This window comes from Psychrobacter sp. JB385, assembly GCF_900163785.1.
In the GTDB taxonomy this organism is placed as follows: Bacteria; Pseudomonadota; Gammaproteobacteria; order Pseudomonadales; family Moraxellaceae; genus Psychrobacter.
Genome location: NZ_FUKN01000005.1, coordinates 134115 through 159415, shown reverse-complemented (window position 1 = coordinate 159415; position 25301 = coordinate 134115). Strand labels below are relative to the sequence as shown.

Genomic DNA, 25301 nt, shown 5'->3' with positions numbered 1-25301 from the left:
TAATCGGCATCACGCTTGATAATGAGTGGGATCAGCAACACCTGCTTGGGCGAATCCTTGACGGCGTAACGCACAGCTGTCACAGACACCGCACGCAAGACCATTGGCATCTGCGCGGTAACAAGAGATCGTTTGACCATAATCAACCCCTAACGACAAACCAAGCTCGATGGTTTGAGCCTTTGACAACTGCTGTAGAGGCGTTTGAATAGACAAGTGGTGACCAGTGACGCCCGCTTTGGTGGCAAGATTTGCCATGTGCTCGAAGGCGGCAATGTATTCTGGACGGCAATCGGGATACCCAGAGTAGTCGACTGAGCTTACGCCAATGACAATATGATTGGCATCCGTGACTTCAGCAACTGCCAATGCATAAGATAAAAAGATAGTATTACGCGCTGGTACATAAGTATTAGGTATGGCGTCGTTATCGATCTCATCGTGATTTTTATTAGGGAATTTATCGGCGTCGCCATCAGGTACGATCATGCTGTGATCGGTCAGTGAAGAGCCACCCAGCTGAGCAATATCAATATCGATTATTCTATGATTAACCTCAGCGGCTTCTGCGATGGCTTTTGCTGCTACAAGCTCGCTATTGTGACGCTGGCCATAATTGAAGCTGACCGCAGTGACAGAGGCATAACGCGCCTTAGCCCAATACAAACAAGTGACTGAATCAAGTCCGCCTGATAGTAGGACAACAGCGTTCTGACGCTTATGAAGGTCAGATACGTTGGTATCAGAAATTGGATTGGTAGGGGTATCCTGCATAGTAGCGTTTGTCATAGTGGTATCTATTATTGGTTTACGAAAACGGGTATTTTAGCAAAAATACCCTCATTACAGAACCATGAGACTATGATAAAAATAGTATCAAATATAAAATGCGTGGATTGTCTTGGTTGTGTCGGTTCTCTCAAAAAAAGACAAAGCGATAAAACATTAGATAGCGATATAGCTTTTGTGCATCAAACGATCAAGGCGATGTGGTATTTAACTTGATAATTTAATGTCATATTTTCAAACCATTAACAATATTTGTTATAATCGCTGCTTTCAAAACCTCCTTGCTAATTCCTTTTTTGCTAATGGCATTATGGCACCGCTTTGTAGCAAATGGTCTGACAGCAAAACCATCATTGTAAAGATATTGAGTAATTTATGACCGCAGCGACCTTGTTTACGCCACAAATCACGCCTGAGCTTGATGATACTGGCTTAGATAATCATGACACGATAACTGAGACTGATAGCGTGAACTATGATGATACAGCTGACGATATGAGTGAAGAAGCTTTGACGGACGAGCAGACAAGCTCTCCTGAGTCTGATCAGTTTCGCAAATTACAGAAAAAGCTACGTAGACAAGTCTCTTGGGCAATTCGTGATTTCAATATGATTGAAGATGGCGATGTGGTGATGGTTTGTGTCTCAGGTGGAAAAGACAGTTATACGTTGCTCGATATTTTACTGCTATTGAAGCGTATTGCACCGATTAGCTTTGATATCGTCGCTGTCAACCTTGACCAAAAACAACCTGGCTATCCTGAGGATATCTTGCCTGCGTATTTAAATGAGCAAGGTATTGCCCACTATATCTTAGAAAAAGACACTTATAGCATCGTAAAAAGCGTGGTACCAGAAGGCAAAACTTATTGCTCAGCATGTTCGCGTCTGCGTCGTGGCTCATTATATGGTTTTGCCAAACAAATCGGTGCCACCAAAATCGCCTTGGGTCATCATCGCGATGACATGCTCGCTACTTTCTTTTTGAATTTGTTTCATGGTGGCGCGCTCAAGTCGATGCCGCCTAAACTACTCAGTGATGATAAGCAAAACCTGTTGATCCGTCCGCTGGCGTATGTTGAAGAAAAAGACATCATTGAGTATGCCAAGTTAAAGGAATTCCCAATCATTCCTTGTAACCTGTGTGGTAGCCAGACCAATCTACAGCGTGCCATTATCAATGATATGTTGAGAGAATGGGATAATGCCCATCCGCAGCGTTTGGCTTCTATCTTTAAGGCCATGCAAAACGTAGCACCGTCCCAGCTTGCGGATCGTGAGTTATTTGACTTTGAGCGCTTGAGTCTTGAGCGTGATGACAACGAGCGCGTTTTTGAAGGGGATAACATTCAAGCAGGGCAGACCGATAGTTTGGCTGAGATAGGCTTGCCAGTGTCGCCAAAAACACAGACATTTAACCCGAAGTTCGCAAGTGACAATATTAACAACAGTGACAGCCAACCCTCGACAGGTACAGAAAAAGCAGCAGAGCACAATCGTACTATGCAAAAAATACCTACAATCAATCCTGTATTATAAGATGATACTTTTATTATTATAAAATACTAAAGAGCATAAAAAGCCAGCCATTTTCGATCAATGGCTGGCTTTTTTATAGTGCTATGGCGCACGATAAATAAAATCAGCTTTTTGCAAAAACAGGTAGCGGGCTAAAACTCACCTCCGAGCGAGGCAGTTTGGCCACATCTTGCATACGCCAGTCTTCCTTACCATCGTGACTGACTTGTAAGTAGTATTTGGCTTTGACAGGATCAATATCGACTTGTGCGCTGTATTTGTTACCTTCCTCATGCTGTAACACCACATCGCGATCTTTTTTAATATCAGTGGCATGCGAGATAGATAGCGCCAGCTCTTTTGGATACACGAGCGGTGTCCCGTCCAACAATTTACCGGATTGTAAGCTTTGTTTAGGATAATCCAAATAAAAAACCACATTGCCATTGTCTGCAAACTGCATTTTACCATGCAGATCTAAATCGTAAGTAAGCTTATCGCGTGATACATCCTGATAAAGCGTCTTGCCATCCATATACCAATCGTCACGTACCACACTATCACGAATCTGGTACGAGTAATAAACAAACCAAATGCAAGCGACTACCACAAATGCTGGCATGCCAATGACAAAGATGACAACCATGTAGTTTTTATACCATGGCTGAGAATCCTGATGTTTAAAGTTCGATATTGGAGTAGACATAACATACCTATTAACTGTATCAACGGATAATCTGACGGCAATATGCTGCCAGTTAATGATAAATCAGTCCTCCATTTATTTTGGATGAATGGAGGATATATAAGAACCTCAATAGCTTATATTTAAAATTACTGGCCTTGAGTGGTAAACACGTTTTGCTTGCTGACTTTGTACTGACCATCTTCGCTGGTCACATTTAGAGTAATTGGGGTTTGACCAAACTCAATAACATCAGGATCACCATAAATACTGACAGGCATATCAAAGCTTTCACCCGCCTCTAATGGTACATCATTAAATCGCAACTCTAAACTCAAACCCTCTTGTGGAGCAAGCGTGATTTTATAGTTATGAGCATCCTGTGTCTTATTTGTCAGTTTAACAATATAGCTGTTTTCGATCATGCCTTGTGTGTTTACAGAAGACAGCTGATTACGGTCGCGACGAATATCAATCTCCAATGGAACCCGATCGGTTAGCGCATAGATAATGCCACCACACAATATCCCCAATAATGCCAAATAAGCAAACAATCGCGGACGCAGCACTCGGCTGGGTTCTTTTTCCACTAATTGACGCTCTGTGGTATAGCGAATCAACCCACGTGGATAACCAACTTTATCCATAATGTCATTACAAGCATCAATGCAGGCGGCACATTGTATACACCCAACCTGTAAGCCATCTCGTATATCGATACCTGTTGGGCAGACCTGAACACACATCTGACATTCAATACAGTCGCCTAAATCTTCAGGATTTGTGCCTTTTTTGCGCGTACCGCGAGGCTCACCGCGCTCATAGTCATAAGACACAATTAAGGTGTCTTTATCGAACATCACGCTTTGGAAGCGACCATAAGGGCAGATCTGAATACACATTTGCTCACGCATGTAACCTGCATTGGCATAGGTGGCAAATGTGAAGATAAACATTGAGACCCAAATCCATGTCGGCCAATCTGGGATAGGTAGGATACCAATGGTTTGCCAGCTCTGATACAGATAATCTGTTCCAGCAACATAGCTGACAAAGGTGGCAGCTGTAATCACTGAAAACACCAACCAAATAACATACACCAAAGAGCGCTTAAAAAATTTTGTCGCACTCATTGGTGCGCTATCAAACTTGAGTCTCTTATTGCGATCGCCAATGACCCATTTTTCAACATATTGATATAGGTGTGTCCAAATCGTTTGTGGACACGCATAGCCACACCAAACGCGGCCTGCATAAACGGTCACCACAAATAAAGCGAAAGCTGCAATGATTGCAAATATGGCAATGAAATAAAAATCCTGAGTCAAAAAGGTCATGCCAAAAATATAGTAATGCTGTGAAGGCACATCAAACCATATTGCTTGCCGATCATTGTAGCGCAGCCATGGCAAAAGCAAGAAAGCAGCCAGAAGCGCATACATGGTGACGACCCGAATATTCTGATAAAAACCTTTCACAAACCTAGGATGAACACGATGCTTAGTCGCGTCAAGATCTACTTGTTGCACAGGAATTTTATTAGAGTGTTGTGCTGACATAAACGTGCCTCTTTTAAAAAAGAATCAGTTTGCTGGCAGGATGAACAAACACCTGTACTCATCAGATGTATGAATGTGCGATGTTATCCATGTCAGTAAGTGGTGGATAAAACAGAAACCCAATTCAAATCCACTACTCAAAAATCGATTGCGAATAAATGGCTTAATAAAAATTAGTGATGACGATGAAGATCAGTAGCTTACAGGTCGGTCTAAAATAGTGTTATTTTAACATTATCCCTACTTTAAATGGGGTAATGGTCGTAAAATGACTGCCCAATATGTAAGAATAACTGTGCATTGAGAAATCATTTTAAGAGCTCAATCTATAAGAATAAATATTCTAGTAGAGAAAAATAAATAAAGGGAGAACTGCTGTGACAGTTCTCCCTTTATTCAAGCTTGTCCATTTTAATTAAACAACTGAAACTGACTCAGAAATATCAATTAGCCGCCGCTGTTTTAGTTACTGTAGGCTGAGCAGCAGCATTAGCAACGGCTGGTTGAGCAGCAGCTGGTTGAGCGGTTTTATCTGATAAAGAGTAAACATACGCAGCAAGAAGCATAATACGCTCATTACCTAATTTGGTTTGCCATTGAGGCATAACGCCCGCACGACCATAACGTAAGGTCTCACGAATAGTCTCACGATCGCCACCATATAACCAGATATTATCCGTCAGATCTGGTGCGCCAGTTGAAATCATACCTTTGGCATCATTACCATGACAAAGCACACAATTGGTCGGCTGATTAAATATTGCCTTACCTTGAGCAACCATTGTTTGATCTAGCTCATAATTTTGCTGATTACCAGAGATGGATAAAACATATTCAGCTGCTGCACGTACGCCATCTTCACCGATCTGATCACGCCATGCTGCCATACCACCGACGCGACCATTGTGTAGTGTCGTCAAGATATTTTCAGGGGCGCCACCGTACAACCAGTCATTATCCGTCAAGTTAGGGTAGCCCACGGCACCCTTAGCATTTGAACCATGACATACTGAGCAGTTCTGTAAGAATAAGCGACTACCCACTTTTAAAGCGTTTGGATTTTCAGACAATTTTTCAACGTAAGGCGCAAGTTCTGCAACCTTTCCATCAATCTTCGTCTGCAAATCTGCAGGTGGGTTTTCACTATGGCTTCTTTCTGACTGTAGCTCAGCAAGTTCAGTCAATGTAGACGTTGCCGCGCTGGCATCCGCTTGCGCTAAGATGTTCTTTTCAAAGTTATCAGTAAATACTTTATTGTTGCGTTCAAGATCGCTGTATAGCTCATTCTTAGACGTCCATGGCACAGTTTCGCCATCCACTTCTACGGTGGCAAGACCTTCCCATTTTGCTGGAACCATTGCTGGGAAAAATACCCAATATACAACGCCCCAAGCGATAGAACCAAAAAATATTACTAACCACCATTTTGGTAATGGTTTGTCATATTCTTTAATACCATCATAAGCATGACCTGTTGTACCGTCGTCGTCTAGCTTTGGCTTGTATTTCAATACCATCAGTAAGATGCCGAGGATAAATGCCCAACATGCGAAACTTAGTAAGGTAATCCAAGAACTCCAAAAAAATGTCATCGTTCATCCTTATTGCGCTGCTCTTCAGACAAAGCTTTTACATCTTTGTCATCAAGCGCAAGTTGTGCATCTTCTTCGAAACGTTTTTTGTTTTTTGGCGAATACGCCCACCATGCAATACCCACGAAAGCAATAAAGGCAGAAACGGTCGCAATTGTTTGTAATTCACCAATACCCATTAGCGCTGTCCTTCCATCGCGGTACCTAGCTGCTGTAAATAGGCAACCAAAGCATCAAGCTCAGTGGCGCCAAGGACAGCATCAGGAGCCCCTTCGATATCTTCTTCCGTATAAGGCACACCAAAGCGATCACGGAATAGACGCATTTTAGTTTGAACGTTTGCGCCATTTACTTCGTTGGTCGCAAGCCATGGAAAACCTGGCATAACTGACTCAGGTACTAGCGAACGGGGATCAATCAAATGCTGCTTTTGCCAGTCTTCTGAGTAGCGACCACCAACACGCGCTAGATCAGGTCCAGTACGCTTTGAACCCCATAAGAACGGGTGATCCCAAGTTGATTCAGCAGCACGCGAGTAAGGTCCATAACGTTCAACTTCAGCACGTAGTGGACGAACCATCTGCGTATGACAGACGTGACAGCCTTCACGAATATAGATGTCACGACCTTCAAATTCTAATGCAGTCCAAGGCTCCATAGAGGGAAGGGGAGCGTTCACCCCACCTTCTTCAGGACCTTTATAATCATAAATCAACGGCACGATTTCAACTAGCGTTGCAAAGCTAATAGCAATGACGATACCGATGACCAACAAGCCTGTATTTTTTTCAATAATTTCATGCGGTGTACCAGCCATGATCGCTCCTTATACGTTAGCAGCTGTCGAGGTTGCATCGACACTAGGTTCATGATCAGTTGGATCTGCGATGTCCACAGGCTTACCTTCTGGCATCTTGATCGTTTTGTAGCAGTTATATGCCATCACAAACATACCCGATACGTATAGGAAGCCACCAAAAGCACGCCCCATATATGGAAAATGTGAGAACTCAACGGTATCAACGAAACTGTATACCAAAGTACCATCAGGATTCGTTGCAAGCCACATCATGCCTTGCCCAATACCTGAAATCCACATAGATACGATATAGAAGATAGTACCTGCAGTTGCCAACCAAAAATGCGTGGTAATTAAGCTAATAGAGTACATTTTTGGCTTATTGTAGATACGTGGTAACAAGACGTATAACGAACCAATAGTAATCATACCAACCCAGCCAAGCGCACCTGAGTGAACATGACCAATCGTCCAATCCGTGTTATGTGATAACGCATTGACAGTTTTAATTGACATCATTGGGCCTTCAAACGTCGACATCGCATAAAATGACAAAGCCACAATCATAAAGCGAATGATGGGATCGGTACGCAGCTTATCCCAGCTACCTGATAGTGTTAATACGCCATTAATCATACCACCCCATGAAGGTGCGAATAGAATAATAGAGAACACCATCGCTAGCGATTGAGTCCAATCTGGTAGGGCTGAATAATGTAAATGGTGACCACCTGCCCACATGTATGAAGCAATCAATGCCCAAAAGTGAACAATAGACAAACGATAAGAATAAATAGGACGACCAATCTGTACTGGGACAAAATAATACATCATCCCAAGGAAGGCTGCCGTCAAGTAAAAACCAACCGCATTATGCCCGTACCACCACTGTACCATAGCATCGGTCGCACCACTAAATATCGAGTAAGACTTAAATGCACTAACAGGAATCGCCATGCTGTTTACAATATGCAGCAGTGCAATCGTAATAATAAAAGCGGCAAAGAACCAGTTAGCCACATAAATATGTGAGGTTTTACGTTTGATAAGAGTGCCGAAGAAGACAATGGCATAAGATATCCATACCAAAGCAATCAAAATATCGATTGGCCACTCAAGTTCTGCATATTCTTTAGACGAAGTCAGACCTAAAGGAAGCGTAATAACGGCTGATACAATAACCGCTTGCCAGCCCCAAAAGGTAAACCAAGCCAGATAAGGAGCAAATAATCTTGTCTTACAAGTACGCTGAACAATATAGTAAGACGTTGCGAACAGGGCAGAACCACCGAACGCAAAAATGACCGCATTGGTATGTAGCGGTCTTAGACGACTAAAGGTCAGCCATGGAATATCAAAGTTAAGTGCTGGCCATACTAACTGCGAAGCAATGAACACCCCAATACTCATGCCGACGATGCCCCAAACCACGGCCATTGTCGTAAAAAATCTTATGACAGTAATTTCGTACTCACGGTCCACTGGGGCGACTGCTGTGTTTTGTAAACTCATTGGATGATTCCTTTACAGCCCGAATTATCAACAGAATTAACTAAGGCACCGCATTCTCTGCGCTATAAAAATTTATAGGCAGATAATGATTGCGGGATATGCTGCTTTTTGATTCACTTATTGCTTTAACGCTATTAACCATCGATTTAAGCATTCTCTTATATTAGCCAGTACTAATAAAATAAGAAGAGAAGATCGAAACACTCAGTGCTAATCGATAGTAGGATTGTTAATAGGTTGTTGGTGCAAATAAGACGATGCGCCGTTTTTAACATTTGACCTCTAATGAGGTTGAATGTTTATCTTCATTATTGTCAAAATCTGTATTAATAAAGACAGACATTAATGCTTATAAAAAACACATGGCAATAGACGTGTACTAGCGGCGGCTAACAAAAAAACAGGTTTATGTAATGTTTAGTTAAAACTCCCGACTCTGTTTAAGGGTATTGTAACGCAATCTTAATGAAATATCATCAGGACTATACGGCAAAATACAAACTCTTTAGTAAAAATCTTAGCAATCAACCTGTTACTACTGGGTTTTCTACCCATTTTATGCACAAATATGTCCCTATTCTAGGGATATGTTCGAACCAAAAAATAGTAAGCGTGACCTAGTAAGCCCAAAAATACGAGCAATATTTTTGTAACAATTGCAGTCTCAGCGATGTAAATAGGTTTTACTTATCATCAAGTCGCCCCTTATAATGAGGCAGAAAAGAATGATGCTAGCGCTTACCTACGTCGCTATTATCCGTTCTATCTTAGAATTCGATATTCAATGGGGTGAGAGCAAAACGACTCCGTGCCACATAATACTAATTAAGGAAATAACATGGCTGTATTTTTAACAAATGAATGGTTTGAGCAAGTAGAGCAAATGGGGAATGAAGCAGGTGAGCTTAACTTGCCACCGGCACTTGCCAATATGATCGTCAATTTAAAGGTATCTGACGCTGAGCAAGATATTGAAGCCAACTTTACAAATGGCTTATTACATCGCGGTTTGAATGATTCGGCAACAACGACCTTATTGCTTGATCGTGATATTCTACAATCTATTATTACTGATTTTGATACCAATCAAATCATGGGTGCATTCATGAGTGGTAAGATTCGTGTCGAAGGCGATATGTCACAGCTGATGGCAGTACAGACAGCGCGTCCAAGCGCGGAGCAAAAAGAGTTATATAGTCGCATTAAGTCAGCGACGACAATGGCTTAGTATTTTTAGACTTATTTAAAAATACCAACAAAAAGCCCCTAATAGATATTAGGGGCTTTTTGTTGATTCAGCAAAGATTCAAATATTTTTCTTACTTAAATTAACTGGCTTTTGACTGCTGGGCGGTATTCTGTTGATTTTCTTTATAGATAGCCGCTTGTAACCACACGTTTGCTTGTACATAGTCATTGACTTCAATAGCCGCTGTCTCTTTAGTATCCAGTGCACCAATGCGCATCACAAACGGATCTGCATCTTGTTCACGCAATACCACCACATCAAATAAAATGATGGATTTATCATTAAAGACGGTATTTTGTTTGCCCAGTACTTGACCTTGACACCATGCTTCATCTTCTTGGCCTAAAGTATCTCCAAATAGATAAGCGCACATATGACCTAAGTTGATTTCTACTGGTGCCATTTGTGCTTCTGTCTCAGGTTTCCATTCGCTGATTTGCGCTTGCAGATCGTCTGGAATTTGACCATCGTTGGCCGCCACAATATCATTAAATGCACGATGATAACGGATCGATTCTTGATCTTCGACCATAATCACCTCGTTTTGTTCGCTTGGTTTGATTTCGTGCGCCCAAGCACTCAAGTTCACAAAATAAGACGTATCGCGCTGATACAGATGGCGATTGGTTGTGTAGAGCTGGTCAAAAGCATAAATGATACTACCATCAGCCGTACGTAAACGTAAAACAGCATCGTGCGAGCTGTCATTGGCAATAACGCGCTCAATTTTGCAATTCAGTCCATAAGGGCTATCAACACAAGGGTAGGCATTAATGAAGCATTCAGGCTTACCGTTTTTCATTGCCAGTACTTGGTTGATGTGGCAAGGTTGGTTTTCAGATAGCAACAAACAGCTGTCTTGAGCGCTCACGTTACTATTGAGCCCTTTGGGCATTGCTGCTTTTTCAATCATTTTTTGTAGCCATTCTGGCACGTCATGACTCATGTCATCGGTTAAGATACGCCAATGATCAGCATGACCTGCAGATTGCTCATCGGTTAAAGTGATTTTGGTAGGGGTTTGGATATTTTTATATTGGTAATTAATAGTCATGAAAATACTCAAAATTAAGTCAGCGTGAAGTTTGAACCCAAAACTGCTGTTGCGCATGTACCATACAATACTTAACGATATTGATTTATGATAGTCAGCAACGTCATCATCAGCATAGAGTCAACAAACAGCAATAAATGGTTAATGACAATTGTCCTTAGCATACAATATATAGGTATTGACGCAAGTAATAGCAAGTCCCTCATTAAAAATAGTAACAAAACCCAAATTTTTATCAGAAAATATACTCAATTTTCGCTAATGAGTGGCACATCTCAGCCAAATTGTGTCAAACTAGCTCCCTTTTGATAGCTGTCTTTGAGCTGTCTTAAACCCTGTTTTTGTGTTCGATTTATATGTGAGTATGACAAATGCAAGCGCATGGTGCATTTGATGTAGCTCATTTTATAACAAATATAAAGTCGCACGTAGATAAGATAAAGAGTTTGAATATGTTTCGTCCTTTAGCGTTATTTATCGGCTTACGATACACCCGAGCAGAGCGCAGTAACCGTTTTATCTCCTTTATATCGCTCATCTCGATGATTGGTTTGACGCTGGGAGTGGCTGTATTGATTACGGTGCTGTCAGTTATGAATGGGTTTGATCGTGAGCTCAAAACCCGCATCTTGGGTATGGTGCCACAAGCAACTGTCGTCTCAACCGAAATCATCGGTGATTGGCAGCAATTGGCTGATAAAATCAAAGAAGATCCAGAAGTGGCAGCCGTAGCTCCTTTTATTCAGTTGCAGGGCATGCTGACCTCAAATGGTCAGGTGGCTGGCATCATGGTCACAGGTGTCGATCCTGAATACGAGAAAAAGGTTTCGATCATCAATGATCACATGATTGAAGGCAGTATCGATACCTTGCAAAGTGGCGATTTTAGCATCGTGCTGGGTGAGGAGATGGTGCAGTCATTAGGGCTGCGTCTTGGTGATAAGGTCACACTGGTGCTACCAGAAGCCTCGCCTTCGCCTGCGGGCGTCATACCGCGCTTCAAACGGTTTACCTTGACAGGTATTTATACGATCAGTCCTGAAGTTGATAGTTTGATGGCGTTTATTCCGATGAATGATGCTGCAAAACTATTACGTCTCCCTGCTGGCGCACAAGGCGTGCGTATGAAGCTTAATAATATCTTCAATGCGCCAATGGCGTCAGAAAAAGCAGCTGCGATCGCGCCTGAACGCTTATATCCTAATAATTGGACGCAAACTCACGGCAATCTATTTGGCGCCATTCAGATGGAAAAAGCCATGGTAGGTCTGCTGTTATTCTTAATTATTTTGGTTGCAGCCTTTAATATCGTGTCCAGTCTAGTCATGCTCGTCACTGATAAAAAAGCAGACATTGCGATTTTAAAAACCTTTGGTGCTTCTCCTCGTTTGATTACGCAGGTCTTCATGGTGCAAGGGGTTGTTATTGGTGTCATTGGTACGATTGCCGGCACGATATTGGGTGTAATATTTGCGCTCACCGTGAGCGATATTTTGGGCTTCATTAATCAAACCTTTGGTCTGAATTTATTTGATGCTTATTTCGTTAACTATTTGCCATCGCAGTTACGTTTGTTAGATGTTGTGTTGATCACAGGCGCTTCGTTTATTTTGAGCTTCTTAGCAACCATCTATCCAGCACGCCGAGCGGCTAAAATTCAGCCAGCACAAACCCTACGTTATGAGTAATTAGAGACATTAGCAGCCTAAGATATGAATAATCTCCCTTAAAATATAAGCATGTTTTGAGGAAAACTTGGGTTGCTAGAGACTAATTAAACTTGATGAGGCATCAACCTCAGTATAAATAGAATAAAGGAAGCGTCATGTCTGCCATTTTAGAGGCAAAAGATATCAATAAGATATACGATGAAGGGGCAGTGAGTACGCAAGTATTGACTGGTCTTGATTTGACTGTTCACCCTGGCGAACGCATCGCTATCGTTGGCACCAGCGGTTCGGGTAAAAGTACTCTACTACACTTACTTGGTGGTCTTGATACACCAACCAGCGGCGAAGTCTGGCTGCATGGTCAATTGCTAAATAGTATGAATGAAACTGAGCGCGGTGCCATGCGTAACAAGTATTTAGGATTCATTTATCAGTTTCACCATCTATTGGCGGAATTTACAGCTGTTGAAAACGTTGCTATGCCTTTATTAATGCGTCCAAAAGTGTCGATAAATGAAGCGCGTCAACAGGCAATTGATATCCTCGAGAGTGTGGGTCTTGAGCATCGCTTGGCGCATCGACCAGGTGAGCTGTCAGGGGGTGAACGTCAGCGCGTTGCTATTGCCCGTGCCCTCGTGACCAAGCCCTCGCTTATTTTGGCAGATGAGCCGACAGGTAACTTAGATTATGATAATGCTCAGAGCGTTTTTGGACTGTTATCAGAATTGCAAAATACCATGCAAACGGCCTTACTCATGGTCACACATGATCGTAATCTGGCGGCATTGGCAGATCGACAACTTCTGCTACGTAATGGTCATTGGGAACAATATTAAACGCAGCAAGGTAAAATCAGCAATAAGAAATCATAAAAGAATGGAGAAGTGATTAGTCACTTACCATTTCTGTTAATGGAATAAGGATAAATACAATGAACGAAAATGACGATCCAATTGAAGCTTTCGGCAGCGCTGAAGAAGGCAACGAGCCATTAAAACCTTATATGGATACAACGCTGTTTGATACGTTTGATAGAAAATCACAGGTGGAGATTTTAACGCCTGTTTTTGATGCCATTACTCTGGCTGGGGCTGATTTTGATCTAAAAGCACAGGACAGCGCAACGGGTAAACGCTACACACTCCTCAAAAATGACGAAGTGATTGACGTTTTTGTGATGAATGCAAATCTTGCTGATGAAATTCAAGTAGCAATGGAAAACAGCCAAGACGAAGAGTGATTGAAACACAAAACGGCTCTACTGTTCATAGTGAGTGGTACTTGATCATATATCAGTATCGCTCCTAAGAGGCAGGCTTTGATCGCCCTGAGTTGTATGCTCTTCTACCAATTTAATATTAATGAGATACTATCAAGGTTTGGGTGACTTATCCGTTGGTTTGTGTTGCCGTTTTTGCCAGCTAATGACAGTTTTGTAGCGCCAAATTGCTTTAAATGCTAATCCGCAAATAAGACTTGTGATAATCGCTAAAACAATGACCCCGATACAAAAAGCCGCAAGTGAGACGGTGCCGCGATAGGTCACAAAAGGATTGTCGCCATTCGATAGTATCCATAAGCTAAAGTCAGCAATCATACGCCCGATCAGCCGTAGACTAATCATCGGCACATCAAGAATCTTGGCTCCTACATAATAACTTGCATAAAAGACGGGTAGGGTGGTGAGCGGATTGGTGATCCAAGTTAAGCCTAGCGCCATAGGTACATTAGCTCGGAAAATTAATGAGCCAATCAAAGCCAACAGCATCTGTCCTGGCAATGGAAAAAAAGCACTGAGTACGCCAATATAGACGGCCTTATTCAAACTATGGCGGTTAAATTGCCATAATCTTGGGTCTGCCAGATGGGGTGCAAATAATTTTAGCGTGCGACTTTCTAGGATTTTCTCTGGTGTAGGCAGCAAGTCTTTTAGACGTTTTTGGGGCACGGGATCGCCTTTAATCATTAACGACAGTCCGATCAATCTTATTGATGGGCTGATATAAAGTAATGTCATTAGTAAGAAGTGGGGATAAGAACATATTAGATGATAGTGTCAGATAGGTATTATCGCAATATGTATAATCAGTATAGGGCAATATAAATAGAAATGCTATTACATGAGGTAGTAGTTATGGTCGGTTTGAGTCTAGACCGTATCGACGCATTTTTTTGATAATAAATGTTCATAGGTAATTGCATCGTTTACCTTTATTATTACGCAAGGAGCATGGGTGTATTGGTTGATCGTTGGTTTGATTCTTATTGTGATGATAGGTGTGTTGGCAGTTGCAGGCAGTATACCGATGTCGCTCGATTCATCTTTGTTGGGCCTCACTAATAATGTTAGTTTATTTTTATTCTTAACGATATTATCGATCATTTTGGTCATTGTTCTTCAATTTACGACACCGTCAGCAAATCACCTAGAATCTTCTCAGACGTCTTCTCATATTTTACCTCGTCGTTCTACACGATTTTTCTGTATTATTACTTACACTTTAGCCGTTATGCTGGCAACTGGGCTTGTGATTGGCAGCGCCTTACAAGCAATAAGTAGTTATCAGCAGGCAAAGGCCACGGAAGTGGTCGAACCTGTGCGTGTGCAAGCCTTGGTCACGATTGAAGGGGTAAGCGATAGTGTTTATGATGCCTCTGCTACGAGCGGCTATCGACAGGTTGCCATCATCAGTCAAATCTCGCCATTGGTTGCTGATTTAAGTACTCAAGATTTAAATAAAATAACAGACAAGTATGTCATTGATAATAAAAATAGCCTAAGCAATAACACTTCAACTCACAATCCTGCTCACGAATATAGTAGTAAAAACGCTACCTATCGTATATTGCTCAACGCGTATCCAAAAAACCCATCCAAATCTTCACTTGGCAAACCCTCTAATGACAGTCAGTTAACAAGGTTGAATCATTTAAAGCCAGGCGATCAGCTATTCATGAGTTTGGCATTAGCACCACTTGCGACTGCTGAGCAAACCATCAATAATCCCTCAGGGTTTGATGGTTATCGTTGGCTAAAAGCGCGACATGTTGATGGCGTGGCAAACATATTGGCGACTGGCACCGTGACTGTGCCTGAGGTCAACTCAGCGTCCGTATCTTCTGATAACGCCTATCTCCATAACTTTCGCACACGAATTGACCAAGGACGGTGGTATTTACGACAGCATTTTTATGAGAACTGGTCAGAACTGAGTGTGATTGATCAGCAAGCAAGAGCGGTTACTTTGAGTTTGTTAACGGGTGATCGTAGCCTAATCAATCGAGATACCAAAGATCTGTATCAACTCGCTGGTATCTCGCATTTGCTTGCCATATCTGGCACACATATTTTGTTTTTGGCAATTATGTTGTCAGCATGCGCGGTATTCCTCTTTGATCGACTATACCCGATGATGTATCGCGCTGTCCCGCGTTGGCAGCTGCGCTGGGGGGTGATGGTGGGTGCAGCGTTTGTGTATGCATTATTCACAGGTTTTGATGTACCAGCTGCGCGTACGGCGTGGATGCTATTAGCATTGGGGTTGGTACGTTTGACATTGCGACCTATCAGTACGATACGTGTCTTATTTGCGTTGGCCGTGTTGATGGCATGGCATGACCCTTATGTATTATGGCAAGCAGGATATTGGTTGTCTTTTATTGCTGTGGCACTACTACTCAAATACGATGATACCTCAAACAGATATACACAATCTGATACAACCCATAACGTCGGTTTAAAGAATGCTTTTTCTAAGCGTATGTGGGGCACAAGTAAACGTCTATTTAAACTACAGTTTTGGTTATTTATTACTTTATTACCCATCACTTTGCTCTTATTTGGTAAAGCGTCGTTGTGGGGGCTTATCATAAATCTATTTGCAATCGGACTGTTTGGGTGGGTGATTGTACCGCTTAATTTATTAGCAGGGCTTTGTTATCTGTTATCACCTACTATAGCAGACAGTATTTGGACGCTCGTCATTACCATCGTGGCTCATTTGCATGAGCTTATTATTTGGCTAACGTCGCTACCTTCATTGTCAAAAGCGTGGTTATACACACCTGTAAATACCGCAATAGTGCTCATGGTGCTATTAAGTCTGGTGCCTTGGCTATTACCACGAGGGTTTGTCAGTCGCTGGCTGGCACTGCCTCCTCTGACATTATTGATGATGACAGTGTATGCCAATCAGCAGTCACCAAAAACGATACCGACATTGTATATTTTGCCAACGGGTGACCGTTATGTGAGCGCTGCCTTGTTGCAGTATTCCAATGGAAGTAATGAACGTGCAAGTAAGAATAAAAATACAAATTGGCTATTTTTAGCACATCATAGGCCTACCGACCTACGAACAATGCCAAGCAAATTAACATCTGATAAGCTATCTGAGATAATAGAGCAGCAATTAGGCAGTCTATCTGTCGATGCGCTAGAAGGCATCATAGTGCAGAGTGGCGATGCTGGATTGACGACCACACTTAATATTGATGACAAGCATACTACGCCTGATATCAGACAGTCTGAAGTCTTGCCTATGTCAGTTGCCCAGTTGGCTGCGCGTATTCCTATTGGTCAATATTGGCAAGCTGGTCGCTCTGATCGTTGGGGCAGTTTGCAGCAAGCATATCAGACCATTAATCATTCTGAGGGTAAGTTAGGTGTGAATACTCAGCCCTGCGAACAAGGGAAGACATGGCAACTACCAAACGGAGAGTTAACCATTCAAGCACTAACGGGTTGGAGTAAGGTAGGCGATGCCAGTGTTTGGGATTGTACGATAGCGCTTGATACCAGTTTGCCCATACAAATATTAAAATATGATGCCTCTCAGCCTCTCAAATCCTTGCCTTCTACTATTCAAACGCGCATATCGAACGATCATTCTACTGTTCAGCAAATAGATGATTCATCATCACGCCTTATATTAAATACTGATACGCACCAGCACGTCTGGCAAATGTGGTCGTTATTGTGTTCCGCTGATGCTTTTAATAATCAAAACTCATCCAATACCACTTGGCTTGGACATAGTGAGTCACAGATAACGACCGAAATACTGAAGCATCAAGGAGTAGATGCAATCATAACTTATGATGAGAAAGGATTAGAGGCAGCATTACCGTTAGGTGAGATTGGCAATGAATCATCTCAAAAATAGGGCTCATAAGAGGGATGTTACAATATCGTGATATTTCACAGTTATACTATTGAACCATAAATGAAATACCACCATACTTAGCAGCTTGTTAATATAGATGACAGCGATACTTCAAAAGTACGCAATGTGAGCGTTCGCTCTTATTTGATACTTTTTTATGTTATCTTTTTTATTGTTTTAGATTGTTTCTGACTTAGGAAGTTATATGCCCAACTGGCCACCAGACCCTAACAAACGTCCTGATAATTCGGCGAACCAGCCCGTACCCATGCAGCAGCAAAGACCGCCGAGTGGTCAAGAGTGGCGAGTGCTGGAAAATACATTGTTGGCTAGCGTGGTTGAGCAGCGACGTGCTCGACGCTGGAGTATCTTTTTTAAACTATTGACCTTTGGTTATTTATTGCTGATATTCTTGATGCTGAGCCGTAGTTGTAGTACAGCAACAACGGGTCTAGATGGGGTTGATACGAGCCAGCCGCATTTGGCAGTGGTTGAGCTGCAAGGTGTGATCAGTAACGATGACGTAGCCAACGCTTACGATGTCAATGAGGCATTGAGAGACGCTTTTGAAAACCCTAACTCTAAAGCGGTGGCGTTAGATATTAACTCACCTGGTGGCTCACCGGTACAGTCTGATGAAATTTGGCAGACCATGATGGATCTGCGTAAAGAGTACCCAGATAAAAAACTTTATGCCGTTATCGGTGATATTGGTGCTTCAGGTGCTTATTATATCGCCTCTGCCGCAGATGAGATCTATGTCAATCCATCGAGCTTGGTTGGTTCTATCGGTGTCATTATGCCAAGCTACAATGTCAAAGGTTTAATGGACAAAGTCGGCGTAGAAGATCGTACTATCACAGCGGGTGAGTACAAAGACATCTTGAGCTTGTCGCGTCCATTGACTGACTACGAAGAAAAACATGTCGAAGGTGTGCTTGCCAATACGCACAAGCATTTCATCAATGCTGTGAAAGAAGGTCGCGGTGATCGCTTGAAAAACCCTGAGCAAAACAAACTGTTTTCAGGACTGTTTTGGACAGGTGAGCAATCTATTGAGCTAGGTTTGGCAGACAAAACAGGTAGTATCACAAGTCTTAGTAAACAATTGGATCTTGATACTATCATTAATTACAGTCCAACCGATCCCTTCCAAATGTTTATGGATCGTTTTGCCGTACAACTGGGTGCAGGTATTGGCTCTAGCATGAGTCTTGATGGTTTTTTACCGCAAGAAGAAGGTAATGCAAAAATGCGTTAAGCATTTAATATTTTAGATTTACTGTGTATGATTGTTAAGGCTGAGCATAGAACTATGCTCAGCCTTAATTGTAGGTAAAAACAAACACAAAAATTGATAACCTTGTCAGACTTTGGGCAAAGACTGACAGAGGACAATCATCATAAAAATGTGTGACCTATTCATAATGATCTAATGAGTGCCTATTATGAGTGATGAAATTGATTTAAATACTTTTGAAGCGCTACCTGTATCTAAGATAACAAACAAACCAGTCATCCATTTTGCTCATGCCAATGGCATGCCAAGTGCGGTCTACGCACCGTTTTTTGAACCACTGACTGAGTTTTTTACGATTGAATATATTGCGATGTTGGGCGTGACCCCCGATTATCCAGTTGATGACCATTGGCGCAGCCTGACACAACAGATTATCGATAGTGTAAAACATACCTGCAATAAGCACAGCGTTACGCAAGTAGTGGGCGTGGGTCATTCACTTGGTGCTATGTGTACTCTGCAAGCATTATATAAAGCGCCTGAGCGCTTTAGCCAAGCGGTACTCATGGATCCGCCTTGGATATATGGCAAAGTCAGTTTGCTGTGGCATTTGGCAAAGACGGCTGATAGATTGCCACTCATGAATAACCGTTTGATGGATAAGCTGTCACCAGCAGGCGTGTCCAAGCATCGCCGTGATGTTTGGGATAGCCGAGCAGACGCATATGAAAAAATGCGAAATAAAGCGTTTTTCAAAAACTTTGATGAGCGTAGCTTCCAAGGCTATATCGATCATGGCTTGCATGAGCGCGCGGATGGTAAGGTTACATTGGCCATTCCTAAAGCTAATGAAGTGGAAGTATTCCGTACCAATCCTTCTTGGTATTGGTTGGCACCGAATCGCGGCCCCAAAGTGCCTGTTACCTTGATTATCGGTCAAGACAGTATTTTTTTAAAACGTCGCTTTCCACAGCAAGTCAAATCACGATTGGGTATTCCTTATGAAACCCACGCTGGTGGTCACATGTTTCCGCTTGAGCATCCAAAATCAGTGGCATTGCAGGTACTAGCATTGATTGAGAAACAGCTACAGATTAAAGAGTAATTGCCACTCATTATGCGTTTTATTATAGATTTGGACTGATGGACTGTCCTTTTGAGTAACGACTTTATGCCAAAAAATGCTATTGATTCAGACAGTTTCACACCTTTATCTAAGCAGACGCCTTTGTTTTCTCGCTTAGGAGCTTGTCTGTTGACCATAGGCATGGTGCTCGCTTTTTTTATCAGCCAATTGCTGGGAGTGTACGCTGCTGGTAAGTTCGTATTACCCTCTACTAAAAGCTCAACCATCGCTGATATATTCTTTTTTGGTGGTAACGATGGCACAGTGAGCAGTTATTCAATCATTATTGGCTGTGTATTATTGATAGCGATTAGCGTCTTGATTATTCGCTTGCGGGGCGGGAACAGTCGTCAGTATTTAGCATTGAAGCCATTTGCTTTTTCGACAGGCATGAAGATGCTTGGGTTATTAATACTCTTTATGATTGGTAGTCAAGTGTTGACGTATTTTTTGGATGAAACACCATTGGTATTTGTCGATCCTTTATACCAATCAGTCAGCTCAATTTGGCTACTGGTCTTTGCAATGGTGATTGTTGCGCCATTATATGAAGAATTGGTTTTTCGCGGCATACTATGGTCTGCGCTCTCAGAACAATTTGCGACATCTCAATCGAGACATCATGGAGCAATTGTGGCAAGTCTCGTGACCAGCTTGATCTTTGCGGTGATTCACGTACAGTATGGTATCTACGAGATCAGTACTATCGTGGTGCTAGCACTTCTCTTTTGCTATGCTCGTGTCAAATCAGGTTCGTTGCTGCTGCCTATGTTGATGCACATGATCAACAATGGCGTGGCAATGGGACAATATATTGCTCAAACAGCATAAACGACATAGATACTAAGCTACTAAATAAGCTACTAGAAATATGGCTTTTCTAATATTGTCTAGGCATCAGGGTTCAATAACAAAACCTCATCAGCTGCTCGTTTAACCTCGTCAAGCGTTAGTTGCGGCTTACCACTTAAGGCTTGTCGCCATTTACGAGCGCCTGTTAATCCTTGAAATAACCCCAAATAGTGCCGAGTCATCGTTGGCAGTGCTTCACCTTTAGCAATCTGTTGTTCCAAATAGGGATATAGTTGCTTTAAAATCTGTGAGCGTTTAGGAACAGCATCTCCCCACAAGCCATTGGCTTCTGCTAATAAATAAGGATTATGATAAAAAGCGCGTCCAATCATAACGCCGTCTAGATGCTGTAAATGCATGTCAATATCGCTGATTGTCTCGATACCACCGTTGATTTCAATATCAAGTTCAGGGAAATCTTGTTTGAGGCGATAGACGTCATCGTAACGCAGTGGCGGTATCTCGCGATTTTGTTTTGGGCTAAGGCCTTGTAACCAAGCGGTTCTCGCATGCACGATAAAACGTGTACAGTCAGCATCAGCGACTTTTTGAACAAAGTCTGCCATAAACTCATAACTATCAAAATCATCAATACCAATGCGATGCTTCACGGTCACAGGAATATCGACAGCCGCCTGCATGTGTTTGACCAAGTCTGCAACGGTATGAGGCTCTGCCATAAGACATGCCCCAATTTTGTTGTGCTGTACACGGTCAGAGGGACAACCAACGTTGATGTTGACTTCATCATAACCATATTGCTGAGCAAATACTGCGCACTGAGTCATCTCAGTCGTATCTGCTCCACCAAGTTGCAGCACTAAAGGATGCTCAAGCGCATCAAAACGCAAGTGACGCGCGCGATTGCCATGTATCAATGCACCCGTACTGATCATCTCGGTATATAGGTACGTGTGCGGGTTAAACAGTCGCGCAAAGTAACGGTAATCTGTCGTCGTCCAATCGATCATGGGTGCAACTGAGAGTCTTTTGTTGGTCATATCAACCATGGTTGTACAGCCTTAATAATGAAATGTTTGAGTCTTACTGTTTGCGTTTTTATGGTAAATAAATGCGCAAGGGGTATGCAATAAACAACCCCTTATACTAAATTGATATATAAAATAATGTACGTTCACTGGCTAGAGATATATCACTCAGATATTTATCAGATAATCTCATCAATTTTTTTGAATTCGGGTAAGTTATAAAAGTAGATACCCATAATAATACCAATAAAACCGACGAACGCGATGTAGAGCGCGGGCGAAAAACTGACGTATAACGTTGCGTAGCCAAGTCCGAACGGAACCAGTACGCCGACGATACCGTAAGCCATATTATAACAAAAAGCCATTCCCGTTAGGCGTACATTGGTTGGAAACAACCGAACAAGAATCGCTGGAACCATACCTACGATACCAGCAGCAAAACCTAAGAGAGAATACATGATGAGAATGTAGTCACCACTGGCTTGCAAATGATAAAAGAACAAAAACATCTGAATAATCAATAAAGCAGAACCAATCGCCAAAACTTTACCAAAGTTCTGTTGGTTTGATATCAGGCCATAGAATATACAACCAAGAACCATAAAGATGATTCCTAGGCTGTGTGAAAATCCAAACAAATCACTGTCTAAAGCAAAGCGTAATTCAATCAAATCAGGTAATAAAAGCACGATAACGGTGGTAATGCTCGATATAATAATTGTAAGAACCATGCCAATAAATATGGAGTGTTTGCAATGTTTAAAAAGAAGACGGAACGGTTTTGCAATATAGTTATCAGGTTTTGATCTTTTCATTTCGACAAAGAACGGTGACTCATCTATCCAGCGCCATGCTAGCAGAGGTAAGAGACTCAAAATAGCGCCAGTTAGGAAAGGCAAACGCCACCCGTAATCGGCCAATTGATCAGGTGTCATACTGTTGGTTAGCCAAATAAAGAAGGCGTTGGAAAATAAAACCCCTACATAAAAACTGGCAGTGACATAGCTACAGGCTACCGATGAGTACTGGCGCGGGACATGTTCTGCCACAAAAACCCAAGCAAGAGGAACATAAAGTCCAAAAGCAATACCTTGTATCAGTCGTAATATAATGAATAAGGCTGGTGCTAATAACCCCCATTGGGCATAAGTAGGTAGCATTGCCATAGCGGATAAGCTGATTACGGTCACTAACATACTGATCAGCAATACTGGCTTTCGACCCATGATGTCACCATAACGCCCAAAAACAAGACCGCCAAGTGGTCTTGCCAAATAGCCAATAGCAAAGAGTCCAAGCCCTTGAATTTTTGTAATAGTAGGGTTGACACTGACAGGAAAAAAGGTTGCCGCCACAACATCAGCGATATACAAATAAATCAAAAAATCGAAAAACGCGACTGCGCTGCTAAAACATACTAATAAGACAATGTTTTTATCTTTAGCAGACATAAGGGCATATTGAGAACGAGAAGGCATAGTAGGTCGCGTATCCACATATATAAGTGCTCATCAAGCCAGTTACTATCAAAATAACTGACCATAATAAAAAACGGCGCATCAGTATAAAAATAATGACTTGCCGAAAAGATAAAGTGTTGAGCAAAAGAGAATTGAAAAGTAAGCAGTCTCATGAAACGTGTATGATCCAAAAACGCTTAATACTTAATGTTATGAGCGTTTCAGTATCAACACATACGCTTTTTGAATACCGTCACTTTTTAGTATGATACTTATAACAGCCAATCAATAGGCAACCATGACATAATAGTCAGCCAAATATGATCACTCACATCAACGCGTGGTTCTGAATCGTAAACCACTTTTTTATCATTTTCCATTGTGTGCCATTGTAGTTTGCCGTTGTCGAGTAACTTAACCTCATAAGCTTGATTCAACAAATCATCACTCAACGCACCATGTAATTGTTTTGCCAGCTGGTCGTCATTGATGATGACGCCCATTTCTGTATTGATATTGGCAGAGCGCGGATCAACATTGTAAGAGCCGATGAAAACTTGGTAGTCGTCAACCGCAAACGTTTTTGCATGCAAGCTGGTTGAGGACTGGCTGCGCGCTTTCCACAATTTGTTTTCGCGCTTTTCTTCAGAAGCGGTTGATTTTAGCTCATAGATTCTAACGCCTGCCTTCAAAAGAACAGGACGCCATTGTATATAGCCAGAATGAACCGCAGTCACATCAGTGGCATCAAAGGAGTTGGTCAAAATTTTAATATCAATCCCAGACTCAGCCAGTTTTACCAATGTATCAACCCCATCTTTGGTTGGAACAAAGTAGGAGGAAATAATGGTTAATTGTTTGGTAGGGCTACCAAGCAAAGTGCGTAATTGATGCACCAAATTGGTCTCAGATGAGACGGTTTTAGATAGTTTGCCTACATCATCACTCAAAAACTGCATGTCTGTCCAACGAAAGGGCACACGCTTATTAAGCAAGTCTTCATCGATGGTAGATTCTTCGATGGCCGTCTTATAGACCGTCACATCACTACGATCATCATCCTTATCTTCTGGCCCAAGCTTATCTAAGGCTTCTAAGAAACCAGATGGGACATCATTATCAGGTTTGACTAATGTTTCGATATCGAACGACAGCGGTGAAGACCAATAACTGGCAAAGCTGTTGTCAATATCGCCAACTACCTTACCAATCAGCAATACATCCAAGTCTGCAAACTGACTGTTTTGATCATTACTCAGATATTCATTGCCGATATTGCGTCCCCCAATGATGGTGATTTGCTTATCAAAGGTCATGCTTTTGTTATGCATACGGCGATTGATACGTGGTAAACCCGTGACATAATTCAATGTCTGAAGCTTACGATGCACCAAAGGGTTGATGATACGTACTGCAATATTGGGATGACTGGCAAAACGCAAAAGATGCTGATCAAATTCGGCATTGTTATTAAAATCATCCAATAACAAGCGTACAATTACCCCACGCTCGGCAGCTCTCCACAGATCTTTTAACAATAACTGCCCTGATTGATCGTTATGCCAAATATAATACTGTGCATCGATATTACGTGTGGCCATCTCCGTTAAGATGCTGCGAGACGCAAAGGCATTCGCACCTGTTACGATAGGATGATAGCCTGACAACTCGGGATGGATATTGTTCTGCTCACTAATAGCGGCAACCAAATTGGTATTGTCGCCTGTATCCTGTACGCTATTTTGGCTGTCTTCTTGTTGATATAAGGCGTCGACGCGTGCCGATAACGCAACGCTTTCAGGTAAATGCGGTTGCTTTGGCAAAATTTGGCATCCACTAAGGCTTAAGCTAAGTCCAAGTATGAGACTCAGAGCTAGGTTATTAGGTTCTATACTAAACATGGACATAAATGAATTACCTTAGTGAACCTTTGTATAATGAAGCGTTTCTTTTAGAAAATGGGCTTGCGTTTGCTATCGGTTTTTATAGATGATAGCACTGAATATGAGGCGTATGATAATATCACCCAAGGCAAAACT

At 42.0% G+C, this 25301-nt stretch carries 21 protein-coding genes; 9 read left to right on the top strand and 12 right to left on the bottom strand.

Going from position 1 to position 25301, the window contains the following annotated elements; genetic code table 11:
- Positions 1-9: 9 nt before the first annotated feature.
- On the bottom strand, positions 10-774 hold the full coding sequence (gene queC, locus CZ794_RS02830; protein ID WP_218778300.1) for a 7-cyano-7-deazaguanine synthase QueC: 765 nt from the start codon (positions 772-774) through the stop codon (positions 10-12).
- A 390-nt stretch (positions 775-1164) separates the two neighbouring features.
- Between queC and ttcA the strand changes: the two genes are divergently transcribed.
- Positions 1165-2328, top strand: a complete 1164-nt coding sequence (gene ttcA / locus CZ794_RS02825; protein WP_087040114.1) for a tRNA 2-thiocytidine(32) synthetase TtcA — start codon at positions 1165-1167, stop codon at positions 2326-2328.
- Positions 2329-2431: 103 nt separating this feature from the next.
- Here the strand turns inward: ttcA and CZ794_RS02820 are convergent, their stop codons facing one another.
- The 6 genes from CZ794_RS02820 to ccoN all read right to left on the bottom strand — a co-directional run bounded on the left by CZ794_RS02820 (position 2432) and on the right by ccoN (position 8454).
- The gene (locus tag CZ794_RS02820) at positions 2432-3013 is read right to left on the bottom strand and encodes a FixH family protein (protein ID WP_087040113.1); all 582 of its coding nucleotides are present in this window, start codon (positions 3011-3013) and stop codon (positions 2432-2434) included.
- A 128-nt stretch (positions 3014-3141) separates the two neighbouring features.
- Positions 3142-4551, bottom strand: coding sequence for a cytochrome c oxidase accessory protein CcoG (gene ccoG / locus CZ794_RS02815; RefSeq protein WP_087040112.1), 1410 nt, complete (start codon positions 4549-4551; stop codon positions 3142-3144).
- 443 nt (positions 4552-4994) lie between these two features.
- The gene (gene ccoP, locus CZ794_RS02810) at positions 4995-6143 is read right to left on the bottom strand and encodes a cytochrome-c oxidase, cbb3-type subunit III (protein ID WP_087040111.1); all 1149 of its coding nucleotides are present in this window, start codon (positions 6141-6143) and stop codon (positions 4995-4997) included.
- The gene (locus CZ794_RS02805; protein ID WP_062844987.1) at positions 6140-6322 is read right to left on the bottom strand and encodes a CcoQ/FixQ family Cbb3-type cytochrome c oxidase assembly chaperone; all 183 of its coding nucleotides are present in this window, start codon (positions 6320-6322) and stop codon (positions 6140-6142) included. The genes ccoP and CZ794_RS02805 overlap by 4 nt, the downstream gene beginning before the upstream one ends.
- The gene (ccoO, locus tag CZ794_RS02800) at positions 6322-6960 is read right to left on the bottom strand and encodes a cytochrome-c oxidase, cbb3-type subunit II (RefSeq protein ID WP_062844986.1); all 639 of its coding nucleotides are present in this window, start codon (positions 6958-6960) and stop codon (positions 6322-6324) included. The genes CZ794_RS02805 and ccoO overlap by 1 nt, the downstream gene beginning before the upstream one ends.
- 9 nt (positions 6961-6969) lie before the next feature.
- Entirely contained in the window at positions 6970-8454 is a 1485-nt protein-coding gene (gene ccoN / locus CZ794_RS02795; protein ID WP_087040110.1) for a cytochrome-c oxidase, cbb3-type subunit I, read from the bottom strand.
- A gap of 838 nt (positions 8455-9292) precedes the next feature.
- On the opposite strand from ccoN, the gene CZ794_RS02790 reads away from it, so the two are divergent.
- Positions 9293-9682, top strand: a complete 390-nt coding sequence (locus CZ794_RS02790) for an SCP2 sterol-binding domain-containing protein (protein ID WP_062844984.1) — start codon at positions 9293-9295, stop codon at positions 9680-9682.
- Positions 9683-9782: 100 nt separating this feature from the next.
- Here the strand turns inward: CZ794_RS02790 and CZ794_RS02785 are convergent, their stop codons facing one another.
- Complete coding sequence (locus CZ794_RS02785) at positions 9783-10757, bottom strand: hypothetical protein (RefSeq protein ID WP_087040270.1); 975 nt, start codon at positions 10755-10757, stop codon at positions 9783-9785.
- 452 nt (positions 10758-11209) lie between these two features.
- Between CZ794_RS02785 and CZ794_RS02780 the strand changes: the two genes are divergently transcribed.
- The 3 genes from CZ794_RS02780 (at position 11210) to CZ794_RS02770 (ending at position 13667) form a co-directional block, all read left to right on the top strand.
- Complete coding sequence (locus tag CZ794_RS02780) at positions 11210-12445, top strand: lipoprotein-releasing ABC transporter permease subunit (RefSeq protein ID WP_087040109.1); 1236 nt, start codon at positions 11210-11212, stop codon at positions 12443-12445.
- Between the two features lie 137 nt (positions 12446-12582).
- Entirely contained in the window at positions 12583-13263 is a 681-nt protein-coding gene (lolD, locus tag CZ794_RS02775; protein WP_062844981.1) for a lipoprotein-releasing ABC transporter ATP-binding protein LolD, read from the top strand.
- Positions 13264-13358: 95 nt separating this feature from the next.
- Positions 13359-13667: a hypothetical protein gene (locus CZ794_RS02770; RefSeq protein ID WP_087040108.1), complete on the top strand. Its 309-nt coding sequence runs from the start codon at positions 13359-13361 to the stop codon at positions 13665-13667.
- 132 nt (positions 13668-13799) lie between these two features.
- Here CZ794_RS02770 and CZ794_RS02765 read toward each other — a convergent pair whose 3' ends face one another.
- Positions 13800-14375: a DUF2062 domain-containing protein gene (locus CZ794_RS02765; protein WP_227681147.1), complete on the bottom strand. Its 576-nt coding sequence runs from the start codon at positions 14373-14375 to the stop codon at positions 13800-13802.
- A gap of 286 nt (positions 14376-14661) precedes the next feature.
- Here CZ794_RS02765 and CZ794_RS02760 point away from each other — a divergent pair, with 286 nt between their 5' ends.
- The 4 genes from CZ794_RS02760 to CZ794_RS02745 all read left to right on the top strand — a co-directional run bounded on the left by CZ794_RS02760 (position 14662) and on the right by CZ794_RS02745 (position 20789).
- Positions 14662-17592: a ComEC/Rec2 family competence protein gene (locus CZ794_RS02760; protein ID WP_256958843.1), complete on the top strand. Its 2931-nt coding sequence runs from the start codon at positions 14662-14664 to the stop codon at positions 17590-17592.
- A gap of 205 nt (positions 17593-17797) precedes the next feature.
- On the top strand, positions 17798-18853 hold the full coding sequence (gene sppA, locus CZ794_RS02755) for a signal peptide peptidase SppA (protein ID WP_087040106.1): 1056 nt from the start codon (positions 17798-17800) through the stop codon (positions 18851-18853).
- A 187-nt stretch (positions 18854-19040) separates the two neighbouring features.
- On the top strand, positions 19041-19937 hold the full coding sequence (locus CZ794_RS02750) for an alpha/beta fold hydrolase (RefSeq protein ID WP_087040105.1): 897 nt from the start codon (positions 19041-19043) through the stop codon (positions 19935-19937).
- Between the two features lie 66 nt (positions 19938-20003).
- On the top strand, positions 20004-20789 hold the full coding sequence (locus CZ794_RS02745; RefSeq protein WP_256958853.1) for a CPBP family intramembrane glutamic endopeptidase: 786 nt from the start codon (positions 20004-20006) through the stop codon (positions 20787-20789).
- Positions 20790-20848: 59 nt separating this feature from the next.
- Here CZ794_RS02745 and dusA read toward each other — a convergent pair whose 3' ends face one another.
- From dusA to CZ794_RS02730, 3 genes are all read right to left on the bottom strand, one after another.
- Positions 20849-21820 carry a tRNA dihydrouridine(20/20a) synthase DusA gene (gene dusA, locus CZ794_RS02740; protein ID WP_087040104.1) on the bottom strand — a complete coding sequence of 324 codons (972 nt, stop codon included), beginning with the start codon at positions 21818-21820 and terminating at the stop codon, positions 20849-20851.
- A gap of 158 nt (positions 21821-21978) precedes the next feature.
- Entirely contained in the window at positions 21979-23280 is a 1302-nt protein-coding gene (locus tag CZ794_RS02735) for an MFS transporter (protein ID WP_087040103.1), read from the bottom strand.
- A 254-nt stretch (positions 23281-23534) separates the two neighbouring features.
- Positions 23535-25169 carry a phospholipase D family protein gene (locus CZ794_RS02730; RefSeq protein WP_087040102.1) on the bottom strand — a complete coding sequence of 545 codons (1635 nt, stop codon included), beginning with the start codon at positions 25167-25169 and terminating at the stop codon, positions 23535-23537.
- Between the last annotated feature and the right edge of the window lie 132 nt (positions 25170-25301).